We start from the raw sequence: 26,113 nt of genomic DNA, 5'->3' as shown, positions 1-26,113 counted from the left end.
CGTTGGACCGATTTCGCCACCGCTGCGTGAACAAGCCATGTCAAAAACATGACCGTCACATGACGGGGTCGCCGCAAGACAAGGCGGCGTTGGCCCGAGAGTCGTGCCGGTGGCGCGTTTCAGGCCGCAGGGGCCGGGAGGCTCGCTTCAATGCGCGCCAGCTCTGCCAGCACCGCCTGGCGTATGCGCGCGTCGCATAGCAGCGACACATGGCCAATGCCGGAGAACGCAATGTGCCGTGCGCCATCGAGCCACGATGCGCCGGCCGGCCCGACAATGGAGTCGTGCCACGAGAAGATCGACGTGATGCGCGCGCGCGCGGCGGCCGTTTCAGACGCTGCCAGGCGCCGCAGCCACGGGCTGGCCCACGCCATCTGGCGCACGTTGTGGCCGCGGCCCGTGCGCGCCATCGCCGTACCACGGTGCGGTGTGCCGAGTGTGATGACGTGCGCGATGAAGTCGGCCTCGCACTGCCGAAGCGCAGCGCGTGCCGCGAGGCCGCCCATGCTGTGGCAGAGCAGGACGGGCGCGCGGCCGTGGGCGTGCGTCAGGCGCGCAACGGCAGCGGATATGTCGCTGGCGTAGTCGTCGATGTCGCCCAGCAGCGGCATGAGGTCGATGGCCTCGGTCGGGTGGCCGGCAGCGGCCAGGTGCTTCTGCATGGGCAGCCACACCGCGCGGTTGCAGCCATAGCCGTGGATCATCAGTACAGGCACGCGCCTGCCGTCACGCGCCGGCGCATCGAACGCAGCATGTGCGCGAAACGGCTGCAGCACGTTGAACATCCACGCCACGGATACACATTCGCGGAGCCAGCAGCCGACGAAGCCGAGGAGGCCGATGCGTTGCGTGCTGGGCACGGGCATGCGGTCCCACGTCGGGTCGTCCGGTATTGCCACGCCCAGGTTCGTCGACGAGACGAGAAACGCCCAGCCGACCGACAGCAGATAGGCCATCACCAGCACGATGCCGGCGAGCAGCGCGGCCATGGGCCAGCGCCATCCGCCCCAGTGATGCAGGCCCCATGTCACGGCGACCGTCGCAGCGCACTGCAGCGCGACGGCAACGCGGCGTGCCGTGGCCGCCGTCAGGAAGGAAAGGGGAACCGTGGAGGCGGGCAGGTCGGCGCGCGTCATGTTGAACCGGCCGCCTGCAGGGTGGGGTCAGTCGCGCACCAGCCGCGTGCCGGCCAGGCGATCGTGCAGGAACTGCCGTTGCGGATCGAGCCACGCCAGCGCGCCCCAGGCGAGCAGACAGACCGCTGCCACGGCCGCGCCCGTCCAGCGGGATGCCCCGCTCAGGTGGATGATGCCGACTGCCGCGGCTACCCACATCCACGCCAGCACGTAGCGCGCAACGGCACGGCCGAACGAAATGCGCGAACCGTCGGCATTGACCACGCGCATGCGCCATGTCTGCATCGCCAGGGTCCGGCCGCGCTTGCACCAGAACCCGACGAAGTAGACGCCCATCGCCAGGAAGCCCCAGACCTGCAGGCCCACATCGCCGGTGCGCGCCAGCGGCGGCACGATGGCCCGCAGAAGCAGGAACACGGCGGTCGCTCCGAACATCACGCCGAACAGCAGCAGGCCTTCATAGAGCATGCCCGCTAGACGGCGGCGCAGGGTGGGCGCTGCGAGCGCATCGTGCGCCGCAGCCGAGGAAGCAGGGGAAGCGGGAGTGGCCATCGAACGGGTGAGCGCGGCAAGCGCAATCCAACATCCGCCGGCAAGGCTTGCGCGGCGCTGTTCGGATTATGCCAAAGGGTGTGCCGGCTCAGCCGCCGAGCACCGTGGACGGGGGCGGACTCCCCGATTCGCCCCCCGTCGTGGTGGACGGCGCGGCGGGCTGCGCAGGGGCGGGGGGCGTGCTTACCGGTGCGGGTGCCGCAACGGCGGGCGCCGAGGCAGCGTTCGGAGCCGGCGTGGCCGCGGGGCTGGACGCTGTAGCCGTCACCTTGCCAGGCGGCGTCGTGCGCGTCGTGCCAGGCTTCGTGCGCCCATGATGGACCGCCTTGGCAGCATCCTTGGCGAGGCTCGCATTGCCGGGCAGCGCCGTGACCGCAGACGGATGTTTCTGCGCCTTGGCGGCGGCCGCCAAGGCCTTCTTCTGCTCATCCGACAGCTTCTGGTAGCTCTGCCAGGCCTCGCTTTTCTTCTGCAGCGGCACGGACTTGGTGGTCTGGAAGTTCTCACGCGCACGGTGGCGCTGCTCGGGCGTGAGCTTGACCCAGTCGGCCATGCGGGTTTGCAGGCGCTGCTGCTGGGCCGGCGTGTATCTCGGATACGCCTGCGCGATCTGCAGCCACTTCTTGCGCGCAAGCTCCGGCATGTCGTTCCACTCCGGTGCCAGCGGCGCCAGGATGCGCTGCTGCACGATGGTCAGTTCCGACCAGTTCGGGTGGACGGAGGGCCGCGGATTGGTTGCAGGCGGCGTCGGCAGGTCGACCGGGGCGTTGACGATGACCCCCGATGCAGCAGGCACCGGCGCCGAAGCGCTGGTGCCCTGTGCGATCGCGAGCCCTGCCGTCAGTCCTGCGGTACCAAGCAGCAGGGCCACGCTGTTGCGCAGACACCGGATCCGATCGCCGCGCGGTGGTTGGCCGTGGGTGTGGAAGACGTTGCTCATCGATCAGCCTGTCACTGATCGTGCTTCAGGTACTGGTGGAAACCTTGGTCGGCGTAGGCCGCCAGCGGCAGGTCGTCGAGCAGCATGGCGGTGTCGACCTCGGCGAGCTCGTCCACGCGCTGCTGTTGCTGCCACTGGTAGATTCCAGCGAGGCCCGCAACCAGCGCGATGGTCGGCCACAGCAGGCCGAACCGGCGCAGGAACGCTGCGGCGCGTTGCAGCGGCGAGGCGCCGCTTTCCATCTCGAACGACGCCGAACCACCACCGGGCAGCGCCAGGGCGGGCGCATGGACCGTCCGCGGGGCTTCCGCTTTCTTGTGCGCAAGCGCCGTGCGGCGCGCCGCTGCGAGGCGGTCGCGCACATCGGGCGGCAACTGCCCGGCCGACTCGTTCAGAGCGGTGCGGACGGCGTGCACAAAACGGCGTTCTCGGAGTTCTGCCTTGTTCATAGTCGGATACCTCGCGCCCGCAGCGCCTGGGCCAGGGCGTGTGTTGCCCGCGAGCAGTGCGTCTTTACGCTGCCCTCGGAACAGCCCATTGCCAGGGCCGTCTCGGCAACATCCATGTCTTCCCAGTAACGCATCAGAAAGGCTTCCCGTTGACGTGTGGGGAGCTTCTCGATTTCGCGCTCCAGGATCTCGAGCACCTGCGCACGTTCCACCTTGTCGGCGCTGGACTCCGCCGCTGTGGAGCCGGCTTCGCTTTCGATGAGTTCGAGCGGGTCGGTGTCGTCGCCCTCGGCATCGGAGCGAAAGCTCGAGAACAGGCTCACCCAGGTGTTGCGCACCTTGCTGCGACGGAACCAGTCATGGATCGTGTTCTGCAGGATGCGCTGGAACAGCAGCGGAAGCTCGGCTCCGGGCTTGTCGCCGTATTTCTCGGCCAGCTTGATCATGGCGTCCTGCACGATGTCGAGCGCGGCATCGTCGTCGCGCACCGCAAAGACCGCCTGCTTGAAGGCGCGTTTTTCGACGCTTAGGAGGAAGGCCGACAGTTCCTGTTCAGAGGCCATACAACGGCGAGTGCGAATCCTGTGGGGCAGCCGGGGCGAAATTCACACTGTCATATGTGATCCTAGCGCCGCGTGGCAGCGACGGCCAAGGCCGTCAAAAATGTTGCGATGCTAGCAAAAATGCGGGTCGGCGGACACCCCGAGTGTCTGGCGGGCGGCCCGACGTGGCGAATCTTGGCGCTGCTGGACCGCCATGCGGCATTCCAGTATCATCCCCGGTTCACAATATCTGTGGTTTGTCTCATCTGGCTGCCCATCAGGCGGTCCATCCATGCAGACGCGCAACCGCTCAAACCCGCGCCACAAGCCCGGTAGAGAGCATCCGAACAATTTTTTGCCGAAAATTGCAAAGGACTGAAATGAATATGCCAAGCGCGGAATTTTCCCACGCCAATAGCGGTTCATCTGCCGACATGATGGGGGCTGACATCCTCGTCAATGCGCTCGCGGCAGAGGGCGTCGAGTTCGTCTGGGGTTACCCCGGCGGCGCGGTGCTCTACATCTACGACGCGTTCTACAAGCAGAACAAGATCGAACACATCCTGGTGCGCCATGAACAGGCGGCAGTCCATGCGGCTGACGGCTATGCGCGCGCCACGGGCAAGGTCGGTGTCGCCCTCGTGACGTCCGGCCCCGGCGTGACGAACGCCGTGACCGGCATCGCCACCGCCTACCTGGATTCGATCCCGATGGTGATCATCACCGGTAACGTGCCGACGCACGCCATCGGCCAGGATGCCTTCCAGGAGTGCGACACCGTCGGCATCACGCGCCCGATCGTCAAGCACAACTTCCTGGTCAAGGACGTGCGCAATCTCGCCTCGACCATCAAGAAGGCGTTCTACATCGCCTCGACCGGCCGCCCGGGCCCGGTGGTGGTGGACATCCCCAAGGATGTCTCGCGCGAACTGTGCAAGTACGAGTACCCGAAGACCATCGAGATGCGCTCGTACAACCCCGTCAACAAGGGGCACTCGGGGCAGATTCGCAAGGCAGTAAGCCTGCTGCTGCAGGCCGAACGTCCGTACATCTATTCGGGCGGCGGCGTGGTGCTGGCCGAGGCCAGCGAAGAGCTGCGCCAGCTGGCCGCACTCACGGGCTACCCCGTCACGAACACGCTGATGGGCCTGGGCGCATTCCCCGGCACCAGCAAGCAGTTCGTGGGCATGCTGGGCATGCACGGCACGTACGAAGCCAACATGGCCATGCAGAACTGCGACGTGCTGATCGCCATCGGCGCGCGGTTTGACGACCGCGTGATCGGTAGCCCGGCACACTTCTCGTCGCAGCCGCGCAAAATCATCCACATCGACATCGATCCGTCGTCCATTTCCAAGCGGGTGAAGGTCGACATCCCCATCGTCGGCAACGTCAAGGACGTGCTGCAGGAGATGATCGCCCAGATCCAGTCGGGCGAAGCCAAGCCGAACAAGGCGGCGCTCGCCAAGTGGTGGGAGCAGATCGAACAGTGGCGCAGCGTCGACTGCCTGAAGTACGACCGCACCTCCGAGATCATCAAGCCGCAATACGTGGTGGAGAAGATCTGGGAACTGACCAATGGCGACGCTTTCATCTGCTCCGATGTGGGTCAGCATCAAATGTGGGCCGCGCAGTTCTACAAGTTCAACGAGCCGCGCCGCTGGATCAACTCCGGCGGTCTGGGCACGATGGGTGTCGGCCTGCCGTACGCGATGGGTATCAAGAAGGCGTTCCCGGACAAGGAAGTCGTCACCATTACAGGTGAGGGCTCGATCCAGATGTGCATCCAGGAGCTGTCGACCTGCCTGCAGTACGACACGCCCGTGAAGATCTGCTCGCTCAACAACGGTTACCTCGGCATGGTCCGCCAGTGGCAGGAAATCGAGTACGACAACCGCTACTCGCATTCCTACATGCAGGCGCTGCCCGACTTCGTGAAGCTGGCCGAATCGTATGGCCACGTCGGCATGCGCATCGAGAAGACGTCTGACGTCGAGCCCGCACTGCGCGAGGCTTTCCGACTCAAGGATCGCACCGTGTTCCTCGACTTCCAGACCGACCCGACTGAAAACGTCTGGCCGATGGTCCAGGCGGGCAAGGGAATTTCTGAAATGCTGCTCGGCGCGGAGGATCTGTAATGCGCCACATCATTTCTGTCCTGCTCGAAAACGAACCGGGCGCGCTGTCGCGCGTGGTGGGCCTGTTCTCGGCGCGTGGCTACAACATCGAGACGCTGACGGTCGCCCCGACCGAAGACGCCTCGCTGTCGCGCATGACCATCGTCACGACCGGTTCGGACGACATCATCGAGCAGATCACCAAGCACCTGAACCGCCTGGTGGAAGTCGTCAAGGTCGTCGACCTGACCGAAGGTGCGCACATCGAGCGCGAGCTGATGCTCGTGAAGGTGCGCGCCGTCGGCAAGGAACGCGAGGAGATGAAACGCACCGCGGACATCTTCCGCGGCCGCATCATCGACGTGACCGAGAAGACCTACACGATTGAGCTGACCGGCAACGGCAGCAAGCTCGACGCGTTTCTCGATGCCATCGATCGCACTGCCATTCTCGAGACCGTTCGCACAGGCGGCTCGGGCATCGGCCGCGGCGAGCGCATTCTGAAGGTTTGAACCGGCGCGTGCACCAGCGTGCAGCTGCGGCCGGACCCCATCGATATCGAAGTATCTGAAAATTAGGACATCAACATGAAAGTGTTTTACGACAAGGACGCCGACCTCTCCCTGATCAAGGGCAAGAACGTCACCATCGTTGGCTATGGCTCGCAAGGCCACGCCCACGCCCTGAACCTGAACGACTCGGGCGTGAAGGTGACGGTCGGCCTGCGCAAGAACGGCGCGTCGTGGAACAAGGCCGTCAACGCCGGCCTGCAGGTCAAGGAAGTGGCCGAGGCGGTGAAGGAAGCCGACGTTGTCATGATCCTGCTGCCGGACGAGCAGATCGCCGATGTGTACAAGAACGAAGTGCACAACAACATCAAGCAGGGCGCCGCACTGGCATTCGCGCACGGCTTCAACGTGCACTATGGTGCCGTGATTCCGCGTGCCGACCTGGACGTCATCATGATCGCCCCGAAGGCGCCGGGTCACACCGTGCGCGGTACGTACACGCAAGGTGGCGGCGTGCCGCACCTGATCGCCGTGCACCAGGACAAGTCGGGCACCGCGCGTGACATCGCCCTGTCGTACGCCACCGCCAACGGCGGCGGCCGCGCCGGCATCATCGAGACGAACTTCCGCGAAGAAACCGAAACCGACCTGTTCGGCGAGCAAGCCGTGCTGTGCGGCGGTACCGTCGAACTGATCAAGGCTGGTTTCGAGACGCTGGTCGAAGCCGGTTACGCTCCGGAAATGGCTTACTTCGAGTGCCTGCATGAGCTGAAGCTGATCGTCGACCTGATCTATGAAGGCGGCATCGCCAACATGAACTACTCGATCTCGAACAACGCCGAATACGGCGAGTACGTCACCGGCCCGCGCGTGGTGACGGAAGAGACCAAGAAGGCCATGAAGCAATGCCTGAAGGACATCCAGACCGGCGAATACGCCAAGAGCTTCCTGCTGGAGTACAAGGCCGGCCAGCCGACGCTGATCTCGCGCCGCCGCCTGACCGAAGAGCACCAGATCGAGCAAGTTGGCGCCAAGCTGCGTGCGATGATGCCGTGGATCGCCAAGAACAAGCTGGTCGACCAGTCGAAGAACTGATCGGACGCATCTTGTGCGAGAAAGCCAGCCTTCGGGCTGGCTTTTTTTTTATGCTGATTCCAGGACGCCAGATACTGTTTGAAGTGCTGGCGCGGCCCCGTGTCGGCTAGAATGCCGCATTTCCTTCAAGACGCTGTCGAGGTCTGAGTTGAACAACACGTATCCGCATCCCATCATCGCCCGTGAGGGCTGGCCGTACCTGGGCGCGATCTTCGTCGTCTCGCTCATCGTGCAGATGGCCGCCGGCTTTGGCTGGGCGTGGCCGTTCTGGGTGCTGACGCTGTTCGTGCTGCAGTTTTTCCGCGATCCGGCGCGCCCGGTGCCAACGCAGGCCAACGCGATTCTCTCGCCGGCAGACGGCCGCATCGTTGCCGTCGAACAGGTGCGCGACCCGTACGCCGATCGCGATGCGCTGAAGATCAGCGTGTTCATGAACGTGTTCAACGTCCACTCCAACCGCGCGCCGGTCGATGGCACGGTGCAGCAGGTGCAGTACTTCCCCGGCAAGTTCGTCAACGCAGACCTGGACAAGGCGTCGCTCGAAAACGAGCGCAACGCCATCGTGCTGCGCCGCGGCGACGGCCAGCTCGTCACGTCCGTGCAGGTGGCCGGCCTCATTGCTCGGCGCATCCTTTGCTACACCAGGGTTGGAGAGACGCTCGCGCGCGGGCAGCGCTACGGTTTCATCCGCTTTGGCTCGCGCGTCGACGTGTATCTGCCGCTCACTGCCCGGCCGCGCGTGACGATCGGCGAGAAGGTGTCCGCCACCCTCACGGTGCTCGCCGAGCTGGACTGACCGGAGGCCGCCATGCCCGCGTTCAACCGCCGCAAGAAGCGCTTCACCGCCGGCAACGTGACGCACCTGCGTCCGCTGCGACACAACCAGCCGCGCTCGGATGACGACGATCTCGAAATCGTGCGCCCGCGCCGCCGCGGCATCTATCTGCTGCCCAACGCGTTCACGACGGCGGCCCTGTTTGCCGGCTTCTTCGCGATCGTGCAGGCGATGAACCTGAACTTCGAGACCGCCGCCATCGCCATCTTCGCGGCGATGGTGCTCGATGGCATGGACGGCCGTGTCGCGCGCATCACCAACACGCAAAGCGCGTTTGGTGAGCAGTACGATTCGCTCTCCGACATGGTCTCGTTTGGCGTGGCGCCGGCGCTGGTCATGTACGAATGGATCCTGCGGGATCTGGGCAAGTGGGGCTGGCTCGCCGCGTTCGTGTATTGCGCGGGGGCCGCCCTGCGCCTGGCACGCTTCAACACCAACATCGGCGCGGTCGACAAGCGCTTCTTCCAGGGTATGCCAAGCCCCGCTGCGGCAGCCCTGATCGCCGGTTTCGTCTGGCTGGCCATCGACAACAAGCTGCCCGTCAAGGAGCTCTGGATGCCGTGGGTAGCATTCGGGCTGACGCTGTACGCAGGGCTGTCGATGGTGTCGAACGCGCCGTTCTACAGCGGCAAGGCGCTCGACGTGCGGCATCGCGTGCCGTTCGGTGTGATGGTGCTGGTGCTCGTGCTCTTCGTCGTGGTGTCCAGCGACCCGCCGGTCGCGTTGTTCGGGCTGTTCGTGGGCTACGCGGTGTCAGGCTACCTGCTCTGGGGCTGGCGCACGTTGCACGGGCAACAGGGCAGTCCGCGCCTGCCGAAACAGGTTTCCGACGATGTGCACGAGTGATCCGTGCGTGACGTTTTTGTGCGCTTGCGTCAATTTTTGAATTCGTCTATAGTCGTTCGCATGCTTTCGCGCCCGATTTCCATTCTGATTACGCTAGTCTCGATTGGTGGCCTACTAGGTCATCAGGTCGGGACACGCGCATAGGAAATCGCAAGACGAGGCAAGCAAAACCGCCAAGTTTTCGCGAACCAGGATTCAACAGCGCCCCGGCCTGCAACCATGCATGCCGGGGCGTTTTGCATTCTGCGCCGCAAAAAACGATCCGAGACACCATCAAGACCGACGCCAAAAACGTCACCCCCACCAAGGAGCCGCCATGAGCGACAAACTCATCATTTTCGACACCACCTTGCGCGACGGCGAGCAGTCCCCGGGTGCGTCGATGACCAAGGAAGAGAAGATCCGCATCGCCAAGCAGCTCGAGCGGCTCAAGGTGGACGTGATCGAAGCCGGCTTCGCAGCCAGCTCGAATGGTGACTTTGAGGCGATCCGCGCGATTGCGCAGTCGGTCAAGGATTCGCGGATTTGCTCGTTGGCCCGTGCGAATGATCGCGACATTTCCCGCGCTGCCGAGGCGCTCAAGCCGGCGGGGCAGTTCCGCATCCACACGTTCATCGCCACGTCGGCGCTGCATATGGAGAAGAAGTTGCGCATGACGCCGGACCAGGTGTACGAGCAAGCGCGTCTGGCGGTGCGCTTCGCGCGCCAGTTCACGGACGACATCGAGTTCTCGCCCGAAGACGGCAGCCGCTCCGACATGGACTTCCTCTGCCGCGTGCTGGAAGGCGTGATCGCCGAGGGCGCGACCACCATCAACCTGCCCGACACAGTGGGCTATGCGGTGCCGGAGGGCTACGCCGGGCTGATCCGCTCGGTGCGCGAACGCATTCCGAATTCGGACAAGGCGATCTGGTCGGTGCATTGCCACAACGATCTCGGCATGGCGGTCGCCAATTCGCTGGCGGCCGTCAAGCTTGGGGGCGCACGCCAGATCGAATGCACGATCAACGGCCTGGGCGAGCGCGCCGGAAACACGAGCCTCGAAGAGGTCGTGATGGCGGTCAAGACGCGCCGGGACTACTTCAACCTCGATGTCGGCGTCGATACCACGCAGATCGTGCCGGCCTCCAAGCTGGTTTCGCAGATCACCGGTTTTGTCGTGCAGCCGAACAAGGCCGTGGTAGGCGCCAATGCCTTCGCTCACGCGTCGGGCATTCACCAGGACGGCGTGCTCAAGGCGCGCGACACCTACGAAATCATGCGCGCCGAAGACGTGGGCTGGACGGCCAACAAGATCGTCCTCGGCAAGCTCTCGGGCCGCAACGCATTCAAGCAGCGCCTGCAGGAACTCGGCATCGAGCTGGATTCGGAAGCCGAACTGAACGCCGCATTCCAGCGCTTCAAGGAACTGGCGGACCAGAAGGCCGAGATCTTCGACGAGGACATCGTCGCCATCGTCTCCAATGAAGCGCAGCACAGCGAGGGCGAGTACTTCCGCTTCGTGTCGCTGTCGCAGCGCTCGGAAACCGGTGAGCGCCCGCACGCGCGCATCGTCTTCGTGGCCGACGGCAAGGAAGTGACCGGTGAAGCCGAGGGCAACGGCCCCGTCGATGCCACGCTCAACGCCATCGAAAGCCGGGTCGCCAGCGGCGCGGAGCAGCTTCTGTATTCGGTCAACGCCATCACGACGGGCACGCAGGCTCAGGGCGAGGTGACGGTGCGTCTGTCCAAGTCCGGCCGCATCGTCAACGGCGTGGGCACCGACCCGGACATCGTCGCGGCGTCGGCCAAGGCCTATCTGGCCGCCCTGAACAAGCTGCAGGACAAGAGCAGCGAGAAGCTCAATCCGCAGATCTGAGCGCCGGCCTCAACGCACACCCCAGGAGCGACTCGACCTACACGATCACAACAGAGCGCGCACCCGGTTACCCGCCGGGCCGCGAAGCGGGTGCGGCGGCACCGGACACGCCAAGAGCGTGATTGCCGTGCCGGCCGCCTTTGAGAGCGATGTCCGTGCCATCCACGACGCCGCCGACCCGAACATCCACGCCAGGTGATGCGCCTTGCGTGGATGTTGCCGTTGCGACGAACCGTCCTCTGTTGACCAGCGGCTGCGCGTGCCTTGTGTTGGCGTGCGCAGCCGCTTTACCATCCGCGCTTCACGGAGGTTTGACATGGTGTTTCGTTGGTTCGTGGCCGCGCTGGCGGCTGTGGGGATGTGCGGGGCCGCAGCGGCCCAGCCTGAAGCTGGGCCCATTCGGTTGGCCTTGATCGAGGGGCTGTCAGGACCGTTCGCCAATGCGGGTGAGGCGGTGGACCGCAATCTGCGCATTGCCATCGAAGGCGTGAACGCGCGCGGCGGCGTGAAGCTGCCGGATGGGCGTCATCCGCTTGCGCTGGTGCGTTTCGACAGCAAGAACACGGTCGATGAGTCGCTGCTGCAATTGCAGGCGGCCACCGATGCCGGCATCCGGTTCGTCCTGCAGGGCAACAGTTCATCGGCCGCGGCGGCCTTGTCGACGTCCATTTCGCGCTACAACGAGCGACATCCGGACGCGCGCGTGCTGTTCCTGAACTATGCGGCCGTCGACCCCGCGCTCACCAACGAGGCGTGCAGCTTCTGGCATTTCCGTTTCGATGCGTCGGCCGACATGCGCATGCACGCACTCACCGAAGTGATCCGCACCGACAAGGCCGTCAAGAAGGCCTACCTGATCGGCCAGGACTACACGTTCGGGCGCCAGGTCGCGCAGCTGGCGCGTCAGCAGTTGGCCGAAAAGCGCCCCGACGTGGCCATCGTCGGCGAGGTACTGCACCCGATCGGCAAGGTGAAGGATTTTGCGCCATACGTGGCGCGCATCGCGGCGTCCGGCGCCGATACGGTCATCACCGGCAACTGGGGGAATGATTTGACGCTGCTCGTCAAGGCGGCGCGGGATGCGGGGCTCAAGGCCCGGTTCTTCACGTTCTACGGCAACTCGCTCGGCGCGCCGGCGGCCATGGGCGAGGCAGGGGTCGGCCGCGTGGTGGCCGTGGCGGAATGGCATCCGAACCTGGGTGGCGTGAAGTCGGATGCGTTCTACAAGGCCTTCCGTGTGCGCTATCCAGCACCCTCAGACGACTACCCGCTGCTGCGCGATCAGATGATGATCGACATGCTCGCGGCCGCCATCGAGCGCGCCGGCACAACGGAGGCAACAGCCGTGGCGCGTGCACTGGAAGGCGCTTCCCTTGACACCGGCTTCCACCGGATCACGCTGCGTGCCGACGACCATCAGGCCATCCAGCCGCTTGTCGTGATGCAGATGGAGCGGGCCGGCACGGGTGCTGCGCCCTTCGATATCGAGGGCTCGGGCTACGGCTTCCGTACGCTCAGAGTGATTCCCGCGCCGCAAACCGCCTTGCCGACCACGTGCAAGATGGTGCGCCGTTAACCGCTCCTGGCGCGGAGTGTCGTTGCGGGCCGGTTCTGCGCTATAATCGCGGTCTTGCCGTCCAGACCGGTCTTGGGATGGATGGCCGGATCATTGTTCAACACGGCACCGGCGGCGGCCAATGAGGCGCTGCAGTGTCCGCAAGTCAAAGGAATCGAAATGTCCGTCGCTGACATCAACAAGCAAGAAATCGTCAAGGATAACGGCCGCAGCGCCAACGACACGGGCAGCCCGGAAGTGCAGGTTGCACTGCTGACCGCCCGCATCAATGAACTGCAGCCGCACTTCAAGGCGCACATGAAGGATCACCACAGCCGTCGCGGCCTGCTCAAGATGGTGAGCCGTCGCCGTCGTCTGCTGGACTACCTCAAGAGCAAGGACGCTGACCGTTACACCGCGCTGGTTGCCAAGCTGGGTCTGCGTAAGTAATGGTGGGTCTCACGCACTGCGCGTGATGAACAAGTGCCTGCGTCAGCATGCTGATGCAGGCATTTTGTTTTTGGCGGCCGCGTTGGCGGCTGCGCCGGGCAACCGGCAATGATGGCGATCGGTGATGAAGCCGGTCGTTGGGACCGGGGGCGGCAGGAAGCGGAATCTTGTGTCATTCCAGCGCGGCATTGGGCGCCAGCGCTGCGCTGGAATGGCATAAACACACTTCTGCAACCGCACCGTCTCCCGGAACGTGTTTGTCGTGGCGAAGCGTCATGAAGCTCGCCGCGAATACTGAACAGGAGATGCTATGACCATGTTCAACAAGGTCGTCAAGGAATTCCAATGGGGCGGCCACAAGGTCCGCATGGAAACGGGTGAGATCGCCCGCCAGGCGAGCGGCGCTGTGCTGCTCGACATGGAAGACACCGTTGTGCTCGCCACCGTGGTGGGCGCCAAGAACGCCAAGCCGGGACAGGACTTCTTCCCGCTGACGGTCGACTACATCGAGAAGACCTATGCCGCCGGCAAGATCCCGGGCGGCTTCTTCAAGCGTGAAGGCCGTCCGTCGGAAAACGAAACGCTGACCTCGCGCCTGATCGATCGTCCGCTGCGTCCGCTGTTCCCGGAAGGCTTCTACAACGAAGTCCAGGTCGTCGTGCACGTGCTGTCGATGAACCCCGAAGTGCCGGCTGACATCCCCGCGCTGGTGGCGGCTTCGGCTGCGCTGGCCGTGTCGGGTCTGCCGTTCAACGGCCCGGTGGGCGCTGCCCGCGTCGGCTACAAGGATGGCCAGTACCTGCTGAACCCGAACCGCGCGCAGCTGGCGCATTCCGAGCTGGATCTGGTTGTGGCCGGTACCGAGCGTGCCGTGCTGATGGTCGAGTCCGAAGCCAACCAGCTGTCGGAAGAGGTCATGCTCGGCGCCGTGGTGTACGGTCATGAGCAGATGCAGATCGCTATCAACGCGATCCACGACCTGGTGCGTGAGGGCGGCAAGCCCGAGTGGGATTGGCAAGCCGCTCCGAAGAACGAAGCGCTGATCGCCAAGGTGTCGGAACTGGGGCTGGCCGATCTGCAGGCCGCTTACCAGCTGCGCCAGAAGCAGGCACGCAGCCAGAAGCTGAAGGAAGTCTACAAGTCGGTGGCAGAGAAGCTGGCCGAAGCCGGCGTGGAAGCCGACGGCGTGGAAGTGGACAACATCCTGTTCGAGCTCGAGTCGAAGATCGTGCGCGGCCAGATCCTCAACGGCGAGCCCCGTATCGACGGGCGCGACACCCGCACGGTGCGCCCGATCGAGATCCGCTCGTCGGTGCTGCCGCGTGCGCACGGCTCGGCGCTGTTCACGCGCGGTGAAACGCAGGCGCTGGTGGTGGCGACGCTCGGCACCAAGAGCGACGAGCAGATCATCGACGCGCTGCAGGGCGAGTACCGCGACCGCTTCATGCTCCACTACAACATGCCGCCGTTCGCCACCGGCGAAACCGGCCGCGTGGGCAGCCCGAAGCGCCGCGAAATCGGCCACGGCCGTCTGGCCAAGCGCGCACTGATCCCGGTGCTGCCGAAGGAAGATGAATTCGCCTACACGATCCGCCTGGTGTCCGAAATCACCGAGTCGAACGGTTCGTCGTCGATGGCGTCGGTGTGCGGCGGCTCGCTCGCGCTGATGGACGCTGGCGTGCCGATCAAGGCGCACGTGGCCGGTGTGGCCATGGGCCTGATCCTCGAAGGTAACAAGTTCGCCGTGCTGACGGACATCCTGGGTGACGAAGATCACCTGGGCGACATGGACTTCAAGGTGGCGGGTACCGATGCCGGTATCACCGCGCTGCAGATGGACATCAAGGTGCAGGGCATCACCAAGGAAATCATGCAGGTCGCGCTGGCGCAAGCCAAGGAAGGCCGTCTGCACATCCTGGGCAAGATGCAGGCTGCCATGGGCGGCGCACGCACCGAGCTGTCGGAGCACGCTCCGCGCATGATCACCGTCAAGATCAACCCGGAGAAGATCCGTGACGTGATCGGCAAGGGCGGCTCGACCATCCAGGCGCTCACCAAGGAAACCGGCTGCACGATCGACATCCAGGAAGACGGCACGATCACCATCGCGTCGACGTCGTCCGAAGGCATGGCCGAAGCCAAGCGCCGTATCGAAGCGATCACGGCCGAAGCCGAAGTGGGCAAGATCTACAACGGCACCGTGCTCAAGCTGCTGGACTTCGGCGCGATCGTGAACATCCTGCCGGGCAAGGATGGCCTGCTGCACATCTCCGAGATCGCCAACGAGCGCGTGAACCAGGTCTCCGACTACGTGAAGGAAGGCCAGGCCGTGCGCGTGAAGCTGCTCAGCACCGACGAGAAGGGCCGCATGCGTCTGTCGATCAAGGCCGCCAAGGCTGAAGAAGGCGACGTGCCCGCCGCTGCCCCGCAGGCGCCGGGCGCTGGCGACGCTGTCTCGCAACAGCAGCAGCAACAGCAGCAGTAAGCGAGCGGTTTTCGCAGCGAAGAACGGCTGGACGATGTCCAGCCGTTTTTTTGTTTACACTGCGTCGCGAGTTCTCCACCTGGGCCTGACCATGAGCCGCCTGTTCGAGCAAAATCGCATCGCCATCGTCTGGGATTTCGACAAGACGCTGATCCCGCGCTACATGCAAGTGCCGCTGTTCGAGCGCTTCAACATCGCCGAGCAGGCCTTCTGGGACGAGGTCGCCGCCGGTTCGAAGGCAATCGAATCGCGGGGCCAGAAGGTCAACCACGAGACGTTCTACCTCAATGTGCTGCTGCGCCATGTGCGCGACGGCCGCATGGGCGGTCTGGATAATGCTACGTTGCGCGAGCTCGGGGCCGACCTCGAGTTCTTCCCGGGCGTGACCGACTTCTTTGAGCGCAGCAAGGCCTGGGTGCGCGAAAACGCGGCGTATCAGGCGTTCGACATCAAGCTTGAGCACTACATCGTCAGTACCGGCCTGACCGAGATGATCAAAGGCTCCCCCATCGCGCCCTACATCGACGGCGTGTGGGGATGCGAATTCCTGGAGGCCCCCGATGCAAGCGGCCGGCCGGTTATCTCGGAGGTGATCTATGCCATCGACAACACCACCAAGACCCGTGCGCTCTTCGAGATCAACAAGGGTGTCAACAAGCACCCCGAGGCCGTCAATGTGAACTCATCGATTGCCGAGGACGAACGCCGCGTGCCGTTCGCCAACATGATCTATGTGGCCGACGGCCCGAGCGACATTCCGGCGTTCTCGGTGGCGCGCAAGGGCGGCGGTCGCACGTATGCGGTCTACAACCCCGAGAGCCCGCGCTCGTTCGAACAGGCCGACAACCTGCGTGCTGATGACCGCGTCGACATGCTGGGCCCGGCCGACTACCGCTCCGGATCACCGACCGAGATGTGGCTCAGATTGCATATCGGCAAGATTGCCGACGCCATCGTCCACGGCAAGCAGGAAATCCTGCGCGAAACCACGCGCGGCATCCCGCAGCACTTTGTCGAGCCCAAGCGCGCTGCGTCATAACCCTCACCGATCCGATTCTCATGAAAGCGATTGAAATTACCGAGTACGGCGCTCCCGAAGTCCTGAAGCTCGGCGAGCGCCCGATGCCTGAGCCCAAGGCGGGTGAAGTGTTGATCCGCGTACGTGCCGCCGGCGTGAACCGTCCCGACGTGTTTCAGCGCACCGGCAACTATCCGGTGCCACCGGGCGCGTCGGACATTCCCGGCTTGGAAGTCGCAGGCGAAATTGTGAGCGGCGATCTTTCACATGCCGACAACCGCTACGGGTTGAAGGCCGGCGATCGGGTTTGCGCGCTGGTGCAGGGCGGCGGGTATGCGGAATTCTGCACCGCGCCCCTGGGCCAGGTGCTGCCGGTGCCGACCGGGCTGTCTGATGTCGAGGCTGCCGCGCTGCCTGAGAACTACTTCACCGTGTGGTCCAACGTCTTTGATCGCGGCCTGCTCGGCAAAGGCGCACACGGTGCCGATGAAACGCTGCTCGTGCAGGGCGGGTCCAGCGGCATCGGCACGACGGCCATCCAGATCGCGTCGGCACTCGGCCATCGCGTGTTCGCCACGGCGGGCAGTGCCGACAAATGCGCCGCCTGCGTGGAGCTCGGTGCCACGCGTGCGATCAACTACAAGACCGAGGATTTCGTCGAGATCGTCAAGGCAGAAACGGGGCGGGGCGCCGACGTCGTGCTCGACATGGTCGGGGGCAGCTACGTTGCACGCGAGATCGCCTGCACGGCCGACGATGGCCGCATCGTGCTGATCGCACTGCTGGGCGGCGCCAAGGCCGAAGTGCCGCTCGCCGACATCCTGCGCCGGCGCATCACGCTGACCGGCTCGACGCTGCGCCCGCGTCCGGCGGCGTTCAAAGCCGCAATCGCCGCCCATCTCTACGAGAAGGTCTGGCCGCTGCTGGCGTCCGGGCGCATCAAGCCGGTGATCCATGAGGTCATGCCGACCGCACAGGCTGCGCAAGCCCATGCGCTGATGGAGTCGAGCGCCCACATCGGCAAGATCATGTTGGTTTGGGACTAACCGCGGGACGCCAAAATTGACCCTGTTTTTGCCGCCACGGTAGAATGCCGGGTTTATTTGACAGTCGACCGGGCAAAAAACGTGAACGCTAGACCGAAGCTGGTGGTGGGTAACTGGAAGCTGCATGGCAGCCTGAACACCAATGCGGCACTGCTCGAGCAGATCAAGGCTGCCGGAAAGACCCGTGCTGCACTGGCGGTCTGCGTGCCGTTCCCTTACCTGGCGCAGTGTCAGGCGCTGCTGGCGGGCTCGGCGGTGGGTCTCGGTGCACAAGACGTATCGACCGAGACGCGCGGAGCGTTCACCGGCGAGGTGGCGGCATCGATGCTGACGGAGTTCGGCTGCGGCTACGTGATCGTCGGCCACTCCGAGCGCCGCACGTATCACGGCGAGACGGACGCACAAGTGGCGACCAAGGCGCTGCGCGCACTCGAGCATGGGATCACCCCGATCGTCTGTGTTGGCGAAACGCTGGCCCAGCGCGAGGCCGGCGAAACCGAGCAGGTGGTGGGCCGCCAGCTGGATGCCGTCCTGGAAGCGCTGTCCGTCGAGCAGCTGGGTCGTATCGTCGTCGCCTACGAGCCCGTGTGGGCGATCGGGACCGGCAAGACGGCCACGAGCGAGCAGGCGCAGGCGGTGCATGCCTTCCTGCGTGCACGTGTTGCGGCCCGGGATGCGGGTGTGGCACAGCGGCTGCCGATTCTGTACGGCGGCAGCGTCAAGCCCGATAACGCGGCAGAGCTGTTTGCGATGGCTGACATCGATGGCGGCCTGATCGGCGGGGCGTCGCTGAAAGCAGAAGATTTCGTGGCGATCGGCCGCGCTTAAACGGCCGTTCGGGCCGTCATGTGAAAGCGCTGACGCTCGCAACATATTATTGAGAGAAATGAAATGGCAATTCTGAAGACTCTGCTGGTCGTGGCGCAAATCCTGAGTGCGCTCGGCGTGATTGGCCTGGTGCTGCTGCAGCACGGCAAGGGCGCCGACGTGGGTGCGGCTTTCGGCTCTGGCGCGTCGGGCAGCCTGTTCGGTGCGACCGGCTCGGCCAACTTCCTGTCGCGCACCACGGCGGTACTGGCAACGGTGTTCTTCGTGGCCACGCTGGCGCTGACGCTGATTGGTACCAACAAGGGCAGCGTGTCGGCGGGTGTGATGGGTTCGGTTGCGCCGGTTGCGCCTGCAGCATCGGCTCCGGCCGCTTCTGCGCCCGCTGCTCCGGCCGCTGCTTCCGCGCCTGCCGTTCCCAAGTAATCTGATGTAACGGAAGGGGGTGTGCCGTCGGCTTTTCGGTGGGCTCCCGAGCATAAGTTTTTTGTTTGTGCATTGAACAAAAGCTGCGCTTTGCGGTAGAATGCAAGGCTTGAAACAACACGGGAAACGGCAACGGCGCCTAGCCTGATCCGGCCTCCTGATCGAGTTTCTTCCCCCAGCCGACGTGGTGAAATTGGTAGACACGCTATCTTGAGGGGGTAGTGGCGAAAGCTGTGCGAGTTCGAGTCTCGCCGTCGGCACCAATCAAATTTCGGGGTCTGTTCAACGGGAGTGTTCCGCGCAGGCCCCTCCGCAAGGCGGCGCGCAGTCAGGCGTCGTGAGGCTGCGGACCCGGCGCCTTTGATGGGGCGACAAGGCGCCGCCTGCGGGCAGTGCTGTTGCAACCATTCAAAAAGGCGGGCGTCCCTTGAACCTCGAAGCCTATTTCCCCGTACTGCTGTTCATCGTTGTCGGCGTTGGCCTTGGCCTGGCGCTGATGACCATCGGCCGTGTCCTCGGTCCGAACAATCCCGATCCTGACAAGCTCTCGCCGTACGAGTGCGGCTTCGAAGCATTCGAAGACGCGCGCATGAAGTTCGACGTGCGCTATTACCTCATCGCCATCCTGTTCATCCTGTTCGATCTGGAGACTGCGTTCCTCTTTCCGTGGGGCGTGGCGCTGCGTGAGATCGGCTGGCCGGGCTTCTTCGCGATGGGCGTGTTTCTTCTCGAGTTTCTCGTGGGCTTCGTCTACATCTGGAAAAAAGGCGCGCTCGATTGGGAGTGATGTGAAATGGCGATCGAAGGCGTACTCAATGAGGGCTTTGTCACGACCACCGCTGACAAGCTGATCAACTGGACCCGTACCGGGTCGCTGTGGCCGATGACGTTCGGCCTGGCCTGCTGTGCCGTGGAAATGATGCACGCCGGTGCGTCGCGTTATGACCTGGACCGCTTTGGCGTGGTGTTCCGCCCGTCGCCGCGTCAGTCCGACGTGATGATCGTGGCAGGCACGCTGTGCAACAAGATGGCGCCGGCCCTGCGCAAGGTGTACGACCAGATGGCCGAGCCGCGCTGGGTCATCTCGATGGGCTCGTGTGCCAATGGCGGGGGGTATTACCACTACTCGTATTCCGTCGTGCGCGGCTGCGATCGTATCGTGCCGGTCGACGTGTATGTGCCGGGCTGTCCGCCGACGGCTGAAGCGCTCATCTACGGCATCATCCAGCTGCAGGCGAAGATCCGCCGCACCAACACCATCGCGCGCAAGGGCTGAGATGACCGACAAGCTAGCCACCCTGAAGGCCGCGCTGGAGAAGGCGCTCGGCAACCGCATTCAGAGCCTGACCGAGGCGGTTGGTGAATTGACTCTCGTGGTCAAGGTTGCCGACTACCTCGACGTCATGCGCACGCTGCGCGACGACGCATCGCTGAAGTTCGAACAACTGATGGATCTGTGCGGCGTCGATTACGCCGACTACGGTGACGGCGCCTGGAACGGCCCGCGCTTTGCCGCCGTATCACACCTGCTGTCGGTGTCGCACAACTGGCGCGTGCGTGTACGCGTGTTTGCGCCCGATGACGATTTCCCCGTCGTTCCGTCGGTGGTCGACATCTGGAACTCCGCCAACTGGTTCGAGCGTGAAGCGTTCGACCTGTACGGTCTGGTGTTCGAAGGCCACCCGGACCTGCGCCGTATCCTGACCGACTATGGCTTCATCGGCCATCCGTTCCGCAAGGACTTCCCTGTGTCGGGCTATGTGGAAATGCGCTACGACCCGGTGCAGCGGCGCGTGGTCTACCAGCCGGTGACCATCGAACCGCGCGAGATTACACCGCGTGTGATCCGCGAGGATCAGTACGGTGGTCTGAAGCACTGAAGGGCGCCCGATCATGGCAGATATCAAGAACTACACTCTGAACTTCGGCCCGCAGCACCCGGCCGCACACGGCGTGCTGCGCCTGGTGCTTGAGCTGGACGGCGAAGTCATTCAACGTGCCGATCCGCACATCGGCCTGCTGCACCGCGCGACCGAAAAGCTCGCCGAGCAGAAGACCTGGATCCAGAGCGTGCCGTACATGGACCGGCTCGACTACGTGTCGATGATGGTCAACGAGCACGCGTACGTCATGGCCATCGAGCGCCTGCTCGGCCTCGAGGTGCCGCTGCGCGCGCAGTACATCCGCGTCATGTTCGACGAGATCACGCGGATCATGAACCACCTGATGTGGATCGGTTCGCACGCGCTGGACGTGGGCGCCATGGCGGTGTTCCTCTACGCCTTCCGTGAGCGCGAAGACCTGTTCGACATGTACGAGGCAGTGTCGGGCGCGCGCATGCACGCGGCTTACTATCGTCCGGGCGGCGTGTATCGCGACCTGCCTGACACGATGCCGCAATACAAGGCATCCAAGGTGCGCAACGAGAAGGCGCTGGCCGCCTTGAACGAGGCGCGTTCCGGCTCGCTGCTGGACTTCATCGAAGACTTCACCAACCGCTTCCCGAAGTACGTCGACGAGTACGAAACTCTGCTGACCGACAACCGCATCTGGAAGCAGCGTCTGGTCGGCATTGGCGTGGTCAGCCCGGAGCGTGCGCTCCAGAAAGGGTTCTCCGGCGCGATGCTGCGCGGCTCGGGCATCGAGTGGGATGTGCGCAAGAAGCAGCCGTACGAAGTGTACGACCGCATCGACTTCGACATCCCGGTCGGCGTGAACGGCGATTGCTACGACCGTTACCTGGTGCGCGTGGAAGAAATGCGCCAGAGCAACCGCATCATTCGCCAGTGCATCGAGTGGCTGCGCAAGAATCCCGGCCCGGTGATCACCGACAACCACAAGGTGGCACCGCCGTCGCGCGTGGACATGAAGACCAACATGGAAGAGCTGATTCACCACTTCAAGCTCTTCACCGAAGGTATCCATGTGCCCGAAGGCGAAGCCTATGCGGCGGTCGAGCACCCGAAGGGCGAATTCGGTATCTACGTGATCTCGGACGGTGCCAACAAGCCGTATCGCCTGAAGATTCGTGCCCCCGGCTTTGCGCATCTGGCCGCGCTCGACGAGATGGCGAAGGGCCACATGATCGCCGACGCCGTGACGATCATCGGGACGCAAGACATCGTGTTTGGCGAGATCGACCGCTGAACCCGCAAGAAAGAACGGTTTGACGCGCAGGCAAGCGCGGCTGTGAAACGAGGACGCACGCCGGGGCCGACAGAAGCAACAGGCCCCGCGTCCCGCACCAATCGCAACGAAAATGCTATCAGCAGAAGCTCTCAAGGAAATCGACCGGGCGGTCGCGAAGTATCCCGCCGACCAGAAGCAGTCCGCCGTGATGGCGGCGCTGGCGGTCGCGCAGAGCGAAAAAGGCTGGGTATCGCCCGAAGTCATGCAGTTCGTGGCCGAGTACCTCGAAATGCCGCCGGTGTGGGTCGAGGAAGTGGCGACGTTCTACAACATGTACGACACGAAGCCGGTGGGCCGCTTCAAACTGACCGTGTGCACCAACCTGCCGTGCGCGCTGTCCGGTGGCGAGCGTGCTGCGGAACACCTGAAGAAGAAGCTGGGCATCGGCTTCAACGAGACCACGCCCGACGGCAACTTCACGCTGAAGGAAGGCGAGTGCATGGGCGCGTGCGGCGATGCACCGGTCATGATCGTCAACAACACCCACATGTGCAGCTTCATGAGCAACGAGAAGCTGGACGCACTGATCGCCGACCTCCAGGCGAAGGCGTCCGCCAACGGAGCAGGCAAGTAAATGACCTCCCTGCACGATCGACACATCCAGCCGCTGATTCTCGCCGGCCTGAACGGCGACAACTGGCACCTCGAAGACTACGTCAAGCGTGGTGGCTATCAGCAGCTCAAGCGCATCCTCACCGAGAAGGTCTCGCCCGAGCAGGTCATTGCCGACGTGAAGGCGTCGGGCCTGCGCGGCCGCGGTGGTGCGGGCTTCCCCACGGGCCTGAAGTGGAGCTTCATGCCGCGTCAGTTCCCGGGGCAGAAGTATCTCGTCTGCAATTCGGACGAGGGCGAGCCGGGTACGTTCAAGGATCGCGACATCCTGCGCTACAACCCGCATGCGCTGATTGAAGGCATGGCCATCGGCGGTTATGCGATGGGCATCACCGTGGGCTACAACTACATCCACGGCGAGATCTGGGAAGTCTACAAGCGCTTCGAAGAGGCGCTGGAAGAAGCGCGCGCCGCTGGCTTCCTGGGCGACAACATCCTCGGCTCGGGTTTCAGCTTCCAGCTGCATGCTCACCATGGCTATGGCGCGTACATCTGTGGCGAAGAAACCGCGCTGCTCGAGTCGCTGGAAGGCAAGAAAGGCCAGCCGCGCTTCAAGCCGCCGTTCCCGGCGAGCTTCGGCCTGTACGGCAAGCCGACGACGATCAACAACACCGAAACCTTTGCCGCAGTGCCGTTCCTCCTGGCGATCGGTCCGGACAACTACCTGAAGATGGGCAAGCCGAACAACGGCGGCTCGAAGATCTTCTCGGTGTCCGGCGACGTTGAACGCCCGGGCAACTACGAAATTCCCCTCGGCACGCCGTTCCCCAAGTTGCTTGAATTGGCCGGCGGCATGCGCGGCGGCAAGAAGCTCAAGGCGGTCATCCCGGGTGGGTCGTCGGCGCCGGTCGTGCCGGCCGACCTGATGATGGCCTCGGACATGGACTATGACTCGATTGCCAAGGCCGGGTCGATGCTGGGTTCGGGCGCGGTCATTGTGATGGACGAAACACGCTGCATGGTGAAGTCGCTGCTGCGCCTGTCGTACTTCTATTACGAAGAATCGTGCGGCCAGTGCACGCCTTGCCGCGAAGGTACGGGCTGGCTGTACCGCGTGGTCGATCGCATCGAGCACGGCAAGGGTCGCCAGGAAGACCTGGACCTGCTGAACAGCGTGGCCGAAAACATCATGGGCCGGACCATCTGCGCGCTCGGCGATGCCGCTGCGATGCCGGTCCGCGGCATGCTCAAGCACTACTGGGATGAGTTCGCGTATCACGTCGAACACAAGCAGTGCATGGTGCCCACCTACATTTAAGCGTGGCAGAACATGGTTGAAATCGAAATCGATGGCAAGAAGGTCGAGGTTGCCGAAGGCAGCCTGGTGATGGAGGCGGCTCGCCAGGCGGGCACCTACATTCCTCACTTCTGCTATCACCGCAAGCTATCGGTCGCGGCCAACTGCCGGATGTGTCTGGTCGAGGTCGAGAAGGCGCCCAAGGCACTGCCGGCCTGCGCCACGCCGGTGACGGCGGGCATGAAGGTCTTCACCAACTCCGAGAAGGCGGTGAAGGCGCAGAAGTCCGTGATGGAGTTCCTGCTGATCAACCACCCGCTGGATTGCCCGATCTGCGATCAGGGCGGCGAGTGCCAGCTGCAGGATCTGGCCGTCGGGTACGGCAAGTCCGAATCGCGCTACAAGGAAGAGAAGCGCGTGGTGTTCCACAAGAACGTGGGCCCACTGATCTCCATGGAAGAGATGACGCGCTGCATTCACTGCACGCGTTGCGTCCGCTTCGGCCAGGAAGTCGCTGGCGTGATGGAGCTCGGCATGCTCAACCGCGGTGAGCATTCGGAAATCACGACATTCGTTGGCCAGACGGTCGACTCCGAACTGTCGGGCAATATGATCGACCTGTGCCCGGTCGGTGCGCTGACCAGTAAGCCGTTCCGCTACTCGGCCCGCACGTGGGAGCTGGCACGCCGCAAGTCGGTGTCGCCCCACGATGGCCTGGGCGCCAACGTGATCGTCCAAACCAAGAACCAGCGTGTGATGCGCGTGCTGCCGCTGGACAACGAGGCGATCAACGAATGCTGGCTGTCCGACAAGGACCGCTTCGCCTACGAAGGCCTGAACAGCGACGACCGCCTGACCCAGCCGATGCTCAAGCAAGGCGGTCAGTGGAAGGCCGTCGACTGGACCACAGCGCTGGAATACGTCGCCAACGGTCTGAACAGCATCAAGCGCGACCACGGTGCCGAGCAGATCGGCGCGCTCGCCAGCCCGCACAGCACGCTGGAAGAGCTGTTCCTGCTTCAGAAGCTGGTGCGTGGCATCGGCAGCGACAACGTCGACTTCCGCCTGCGCCAGTCCGATTTCTCGGTCAAGCCGACCGGCGCACCGTGGCTGGGCATGCCGATCGCCGACGTTTCGCTGCTGCAGCGTGCGCTGATCGTGGGTTCGTTCCTGCGCAAGGATCATCCGCTGCTGGCCGCGCGTCTGCGCCAGGCCGGCAAGAAGGGCGCGCAGTTGAGCGTGATCGGTGCCGGTGGTGAAGATCTGCTGATGCCGGCTACGCAACTGCTGGGCGCGCCGTCGCAGTGGCTTGCGTTGCTGTCGCAAGTCGCGGTGGCCGTGGCGGCTGCCAACAACGTGGCCCGTCCGGGCGGCACCGACGGCATCGAAGCCGGTGACGTTGCCAAGCGCATTGCCGCGAGCCTCGCTTCGGGCGAGCGCAAGGCCGTGTTCCTCGGCAATGCAGCGGTGGCGCATCCGCAATTCTCGCGACTGCACGCGCTGGCCCAATGGGTTGCGCAGCAGACCGGTGCCACGCTGGGCTTCCTGACCGAAGCAGCCAACACCGTGGGCGGCTACATTGCCGGCGCACTGCCGCAAGGCAACGGCCTCGACGCCGCGGCCATGCTCGCGCAACCGCTTCGCGCCTATGTGCTGCTGGGCGCAGAGCTGGAGTTCGACTCCGCCAATCCGGCACAAGCGCGTGCGGCGCTGGACCAAGCTGATACCGTGGTCGTGCTGTCGCCGTTTGCATCGCGTGCCGCGCTCGAATACGCAGACGTACTGCTGCCGACGGCACCGTTCACAGAAACCTCGGGCACCTTTGTCAACTGTGAAGGCCTGCCGCAGAGCTTCAACGGCGTGGTCCGCAGCCTGGGCGATTCGCGTCCGGCGTGGAAGGTCCTTCGTGTGCTGGGCAACCTGCTGAACGTTTCGGGCTTCGAGTACGACAGCTCCGAAGCAGTGCGTGACGAAGTGCTCGCCACGCCGGCCGCCGATCGTCTGTCCAACGCAACCACGGCGCAGACCACGGCTCCGGCAGTCACCAACGCCGGCATTGAGCGCCTGGCCGACGTGCCGATTTACCACGCCGATCCGATCGTTCGCCGCGCGGGTTCGCTGCAACTGACGGCCGCCGCACGTGCTGCAGTGCGTGCCAGCCTGCCGGCCGATCTGTACGCGCAACTTGGTCTCTCCAATGGCGATGCCGTGCGCGTGACGCAAGGGCAGGCCAGCGTGGTGCTGCCGGCCGTGCTGGACAAATCGCTGGCCTCTGGCGTGATCCGTGTGCCTGCCGCCACCGAAGCCTCGGCTCAACTGGGCGCGATGTTCGGCGCGGTAAGCGTTGAGAAGGTTGAATCGTCCGCGCTGGCGGCTACGGTGTAAGGGTCA

25 protein-coding genes and 1 tRNA gene are annotated in these 26,113 nt (G+C 64.1%); 21 read left to right on the top strand and 5 right to left on the bottom strand.

Translation table 11 applies throughout. The annotated features are described in order from the left end of the window. Positions 1–119 precede the first annotated feature (119 nt). The 5 genes from TK49_RS13925 to TK49_RS13905 all read right to left on the bottom strand — a co-directional run bounded on the left by TK49_RS13925 (position 120) and on the right by TK49_RS13905 (position 3,640). Positions 120–1,136: an esterase/lipase family protein gene (locus TK49_RS13925; RefSeq protein ID WP_045787230.1), complete on the bottom strand. Its 1,017-nt coding sequence runs from the start codon at positions 1,134–1,136 to the stop codon at positions 120–122. 27 nt (positions 1,137–1,163) lie between these two features. Further along, positions 1,164–1,688, bottom strand: a complete 525-nt coding sequence (locus TK49_RS13920; RefSeq protein ID WP_045787229.1) for an RDD family protein — start codon at positions 1,686–1,688, stop codon at positions 1,164–1,166. Between the two features lie 88 nt (positions 1,689–1,776). Continuing rightward, a complete protein-coding gene (locus tag TK49_RS13915) occupies positions 1,777–2,628 on the bottom strand; it encodes a DUF3106 domain-containing protein (RefSeq protein ID WP_045787228.1) in 852 nt (283 codons plus the stop codon). Between the two features lie 11 nt (positions 2,629–2,639). Further along, positions 2,640–3,077 (bottom strand): DUF3619 family protein, encoded by a 438-nt coding sequence (locus tag TK49_RS13910; RefSeq protein WP_045787227.1) that lies wholly within the window; start codon positions 3,075–3,077, stop codon positions 2,640–2,642. Continuing rightward, positions 3,074–3,640 (bottom strand): RNA polymerase sigma factor, encoded by a 567-nt coding sequence (locus tag TK49_RS13905; protein ID WP_045787226.1) that lies wholly within the window; start codon positions 3,638–3,640, stop codon positions 3,074–3,076. The genes TK49_RS13910 and TK49_RS13905 overlap by 4 nt, the downstream gene beginning before the upstream one ends. A gap of 359 nt (positions 3,641–3,999) precedes the next feature. Here TK49_RS13905 and TK49_RS13900 point away from each other — a divergent pair, with 359 nt between their 5' ends. From TK49_RS13900 to nuoG, 21 genes are all read left to right on the top strand, one after another. Next, a complete protein-coding gene (locus TK49_RS13900; protein ID WP_045787225.1) occupies positions 4,000–5,757 on the top strand; it encodes an acetolactate synthase 3 catalytic subunit in 1,758 nt (585 codons plus the stop codon). After that, on the top strand, positions 5,757–6,248 hold the full coding sequence (gene ilvN / locus TK49_RS13895) for an acetolactate synthase small subunit (RefSeq protein WP_004630835.1): 492 nt from the start codon (positions 5,757–5,759) through the stop codon (positions 6,246–6,248). Before TK49_RS13900 ends, ilvN begins: the two co-directional genes overlap by 1 nt. A gap of 75 nt (positions 6,249–6,323) precedes the next feature. After that, positions 6,324–7,340: a ketol-acid reductoisomerase gene (ilvC, locus tag TK49_RS13890; RefSeq protein WP_045787224.1), complete on the top strand. Its 1,017-nt coding sequence runs from the start codon at positions 6,324–6,326 to the stop codon at positions 7,338–7,340. A gap of 148 nt (positions 7,341–7,488) precedes the next feature. Next, on the top strand, positions 7,489–8,136 hold the full coding sequence (locus TK49_RS13885) for a phosphatidylserine decarboxylase (RefSeq protein WP_045787223.1): 648 nt from the start codon (positions 7,489–7,491) through the stop codon (positions 8,134–8,136). Between the two features lie 12 nt (positions 8,137–8,148). Further along, entirely contained in the window at positions 8,149–9,021 is an 873-nt protein-coding gene (gene pssA, locus TK49_RS13880) for a CDP-diacylglycerol--serine O-phosphatidyltransferase (RefSeq protein WP_045787222.1), read from the top strand. Positions 9,022–9,337: 316 nt separating this feature from the next. Further along, positions 9,338–10,879 carry a 2-isopropylmalate synthase gene (locus tag TK49_RS13875; RefSeq protein WP_045787221.1) on the top strand — a complete coding sequence of 514 codons (1,542 nt, stop codon included), beginning with the start codon at positions 9,338–9,340 and terminating at the stop codon, positions 10,877–10,879. Positions 10,880–11,195: 316 nt separating this feature from the next. Next, positions 11,196–12,455 carry a branched-chain amino acid ABC transporter substrate-binding protein gene (locus TK49_RS13870; RefSeq protein ID WP_045787220.1) on the top strand — a complete coding sequence of 420 codons (1,260 nt, stop codon included), beginning with the start codon at positions 11,196–11,198 and terminating at the stop codon, positions 12,453–12,455. Between the two features lie 159 nt (positions 12,456–12,614). Further along, positions 12,615–12,884, top strand: a complete 270-nt coding sequence (gene rpsO / locus TK49_RS13865) for a 30S ribosomal protein S15 (RefSeq protein WP_045787219.1) — start codon at positions 12,615–12,617, stop codon at positions 12,882–12,884. Between the two features lie 310 nt (positions 12,885–13,194). Further along, positions 13,195–15,369, top strand: a complete 2,175-nt coding sequence (pnp, locus tag TK49_RS13860) for a polyribonucleotide nucleotidyltransferase (protein WP_045787218.1) — start codon at positions 13,195–13,197, stop codon at positions 15,367–15,369. Positions 15,370–15,460: 91 nt separating this feature from the next. Beyond that, positions 15,461–16,408, top strand: coding sequence for an HAD family hydrolase (locus TK49_RS13855; RefSeq protein ID WP_045787217.1), 948 nt, complete (start codon positions 15,461–15,463; stop codon positions 16,406–16,408). Positions 16,409–16,428: 20 nt separating this feature from the next. After that, positions 16,429–17,433, top strand: a complete 1,005-nt coding sequence (locus TK49_RS13850) for an NAD(P)H-quinone oxidoreductase (RefSeq protein WP_045787216.1) — start codon at positions 16,429–16,431, stop codon at positions 17,431–17,433. 81 nt (positions 17,434–17,514) lie between these two features. Further along, a complete protein-coding gene (gene tpiA / locus TK49_RS13845; protein ID WP_045787215.1) occupies positions 17,515–18,261 on the top strand; it encodes a triose-phosphate isomerase in 747 nt (248 codons plus the stop codon). A 63-nt stretch (positions 18,262–18,324) separates the two neighbouring features. Further along, complete coding sequence (secG, locus tag TK49_RS13840; protein ID WP_045787214.1) at positions 18,325–18,684, top strand: preprotein translocase subunit SecG; 360 nt, start codon at positions 18,325–18,327, stop codon at positions 18,682–18,684. 178 nt (positions 18,685–18,862) lie between these two features. Then, positions 18,863–18,947: transfer RNA gene (locus TK49_RS13835), tRNA-Leu, on the top strand. A 164-nt stretch (positions 18,948–19,111) separates the two neighbouring features. Continuing rightward, positions 19,112–19,471 carry an NADH-quinone oxidoreductase subunit A gene (locus TK49_RS13830; RefSeq protein WP_004630810.1) on the top strand — a complete coding sequence of 120 codons (360 nt, stop codon included), beginning with the start codon at positions 19,112–19,114 and terminating at the stop codon, positions 19,469–19,471. A gap of 6 nt (positions 19,472–19,477) precedes the next feature. Beyond that, the gene (locus tag TK49_RS13825; protein ID WP_003261929.1) at positions 19,478–19,960 is read left to right on the top strand and encodes a NuoB/complex I 20 kDa subunit family protein; all 483 of its coding nucleotides are present in this window, start codon (positions 19,478–19,480) and stop codon (positions 19,958–19,960) included. Between the two features lies 1 nt (position 19,961). Further along, positions 19,962–20,564, top strand: coding sequence for an NADH-quinone oxidoreductase subunit C (locus tag TK49_RS13820; protein ID WP_045787213.1), 603 nt, complete (start codon positions 19,962–19,964; stop codon positions 20,562–20,564). A gap of 13 nt (positions 20,565–20,577) precedes the next feature. Further along, complete coding sequence (locus TK49_RS13815) at positions 20,578–21,831, top strand: NADH-quinone oxidoreductase subunit D (protein ID WP_045787212.1); 1,254 nt, start codon at positions 20,578–20,580, stop codon at positions 21,829–21,831. Positions 21,832–21,943: 112 nt separating this feature from the next. After that, entirely contained in the window at positions 21,944–22,447 is a 504-nt protein-coding gene (nuoE, locus tag TK49_RS13810) for an NADH-quinone oxidoreductase subunit NuoE (RefSeq protein ID WP_045787211.1), read from the top strand. Then, positions 22,448–23,743 (top strand): NADH-quinone oxidoreductase subunit NuoF, encoded by a 1,296-nt coding sequence (gene nuoF / locus TK49_RS13805; RefSeq protein ID WP_045787210.1) that lies wholly within the window; start codon positions 22,448–22,450, stop codon positions 23,741–23,743. 12 nt (positions 23,744–23,755) lie between these two features. Continuing rightward, positions 23,756–26,107 carry an NADH-quinone oxidoreductase subunit NuoG gene (gene nuoG / locus TK49_RS13800; RefSeq protein ID WP_045787209.1) on the top strand — a complete coding sequence of 784 codons (2,352 nt, stop codon included), beginning with the start codon at positions 23,756–23,758 and terminating at the stop codon, positions 26,105–26,107. The last annotated feature ends 6 nt before the right edge of the window (positions 26,108–26,113 follow it).

Origin of the sequence: Ralstonia mannitolilytica (assembly GCF_000954135.1) — a bacterium.
GTDB classification, from domain to species: domain Bacteria; phylum Pseudomonadota; class Gammaproteobacteria; order Burkholderiales; family Burkholderiaceae; genus Ralstonia; species Ralstonia mannitolilytica.
Note: the sequence above shows the minus strand (reverse complement) of the source record. Positions and strands in the feature narration are given on the sequence as shown.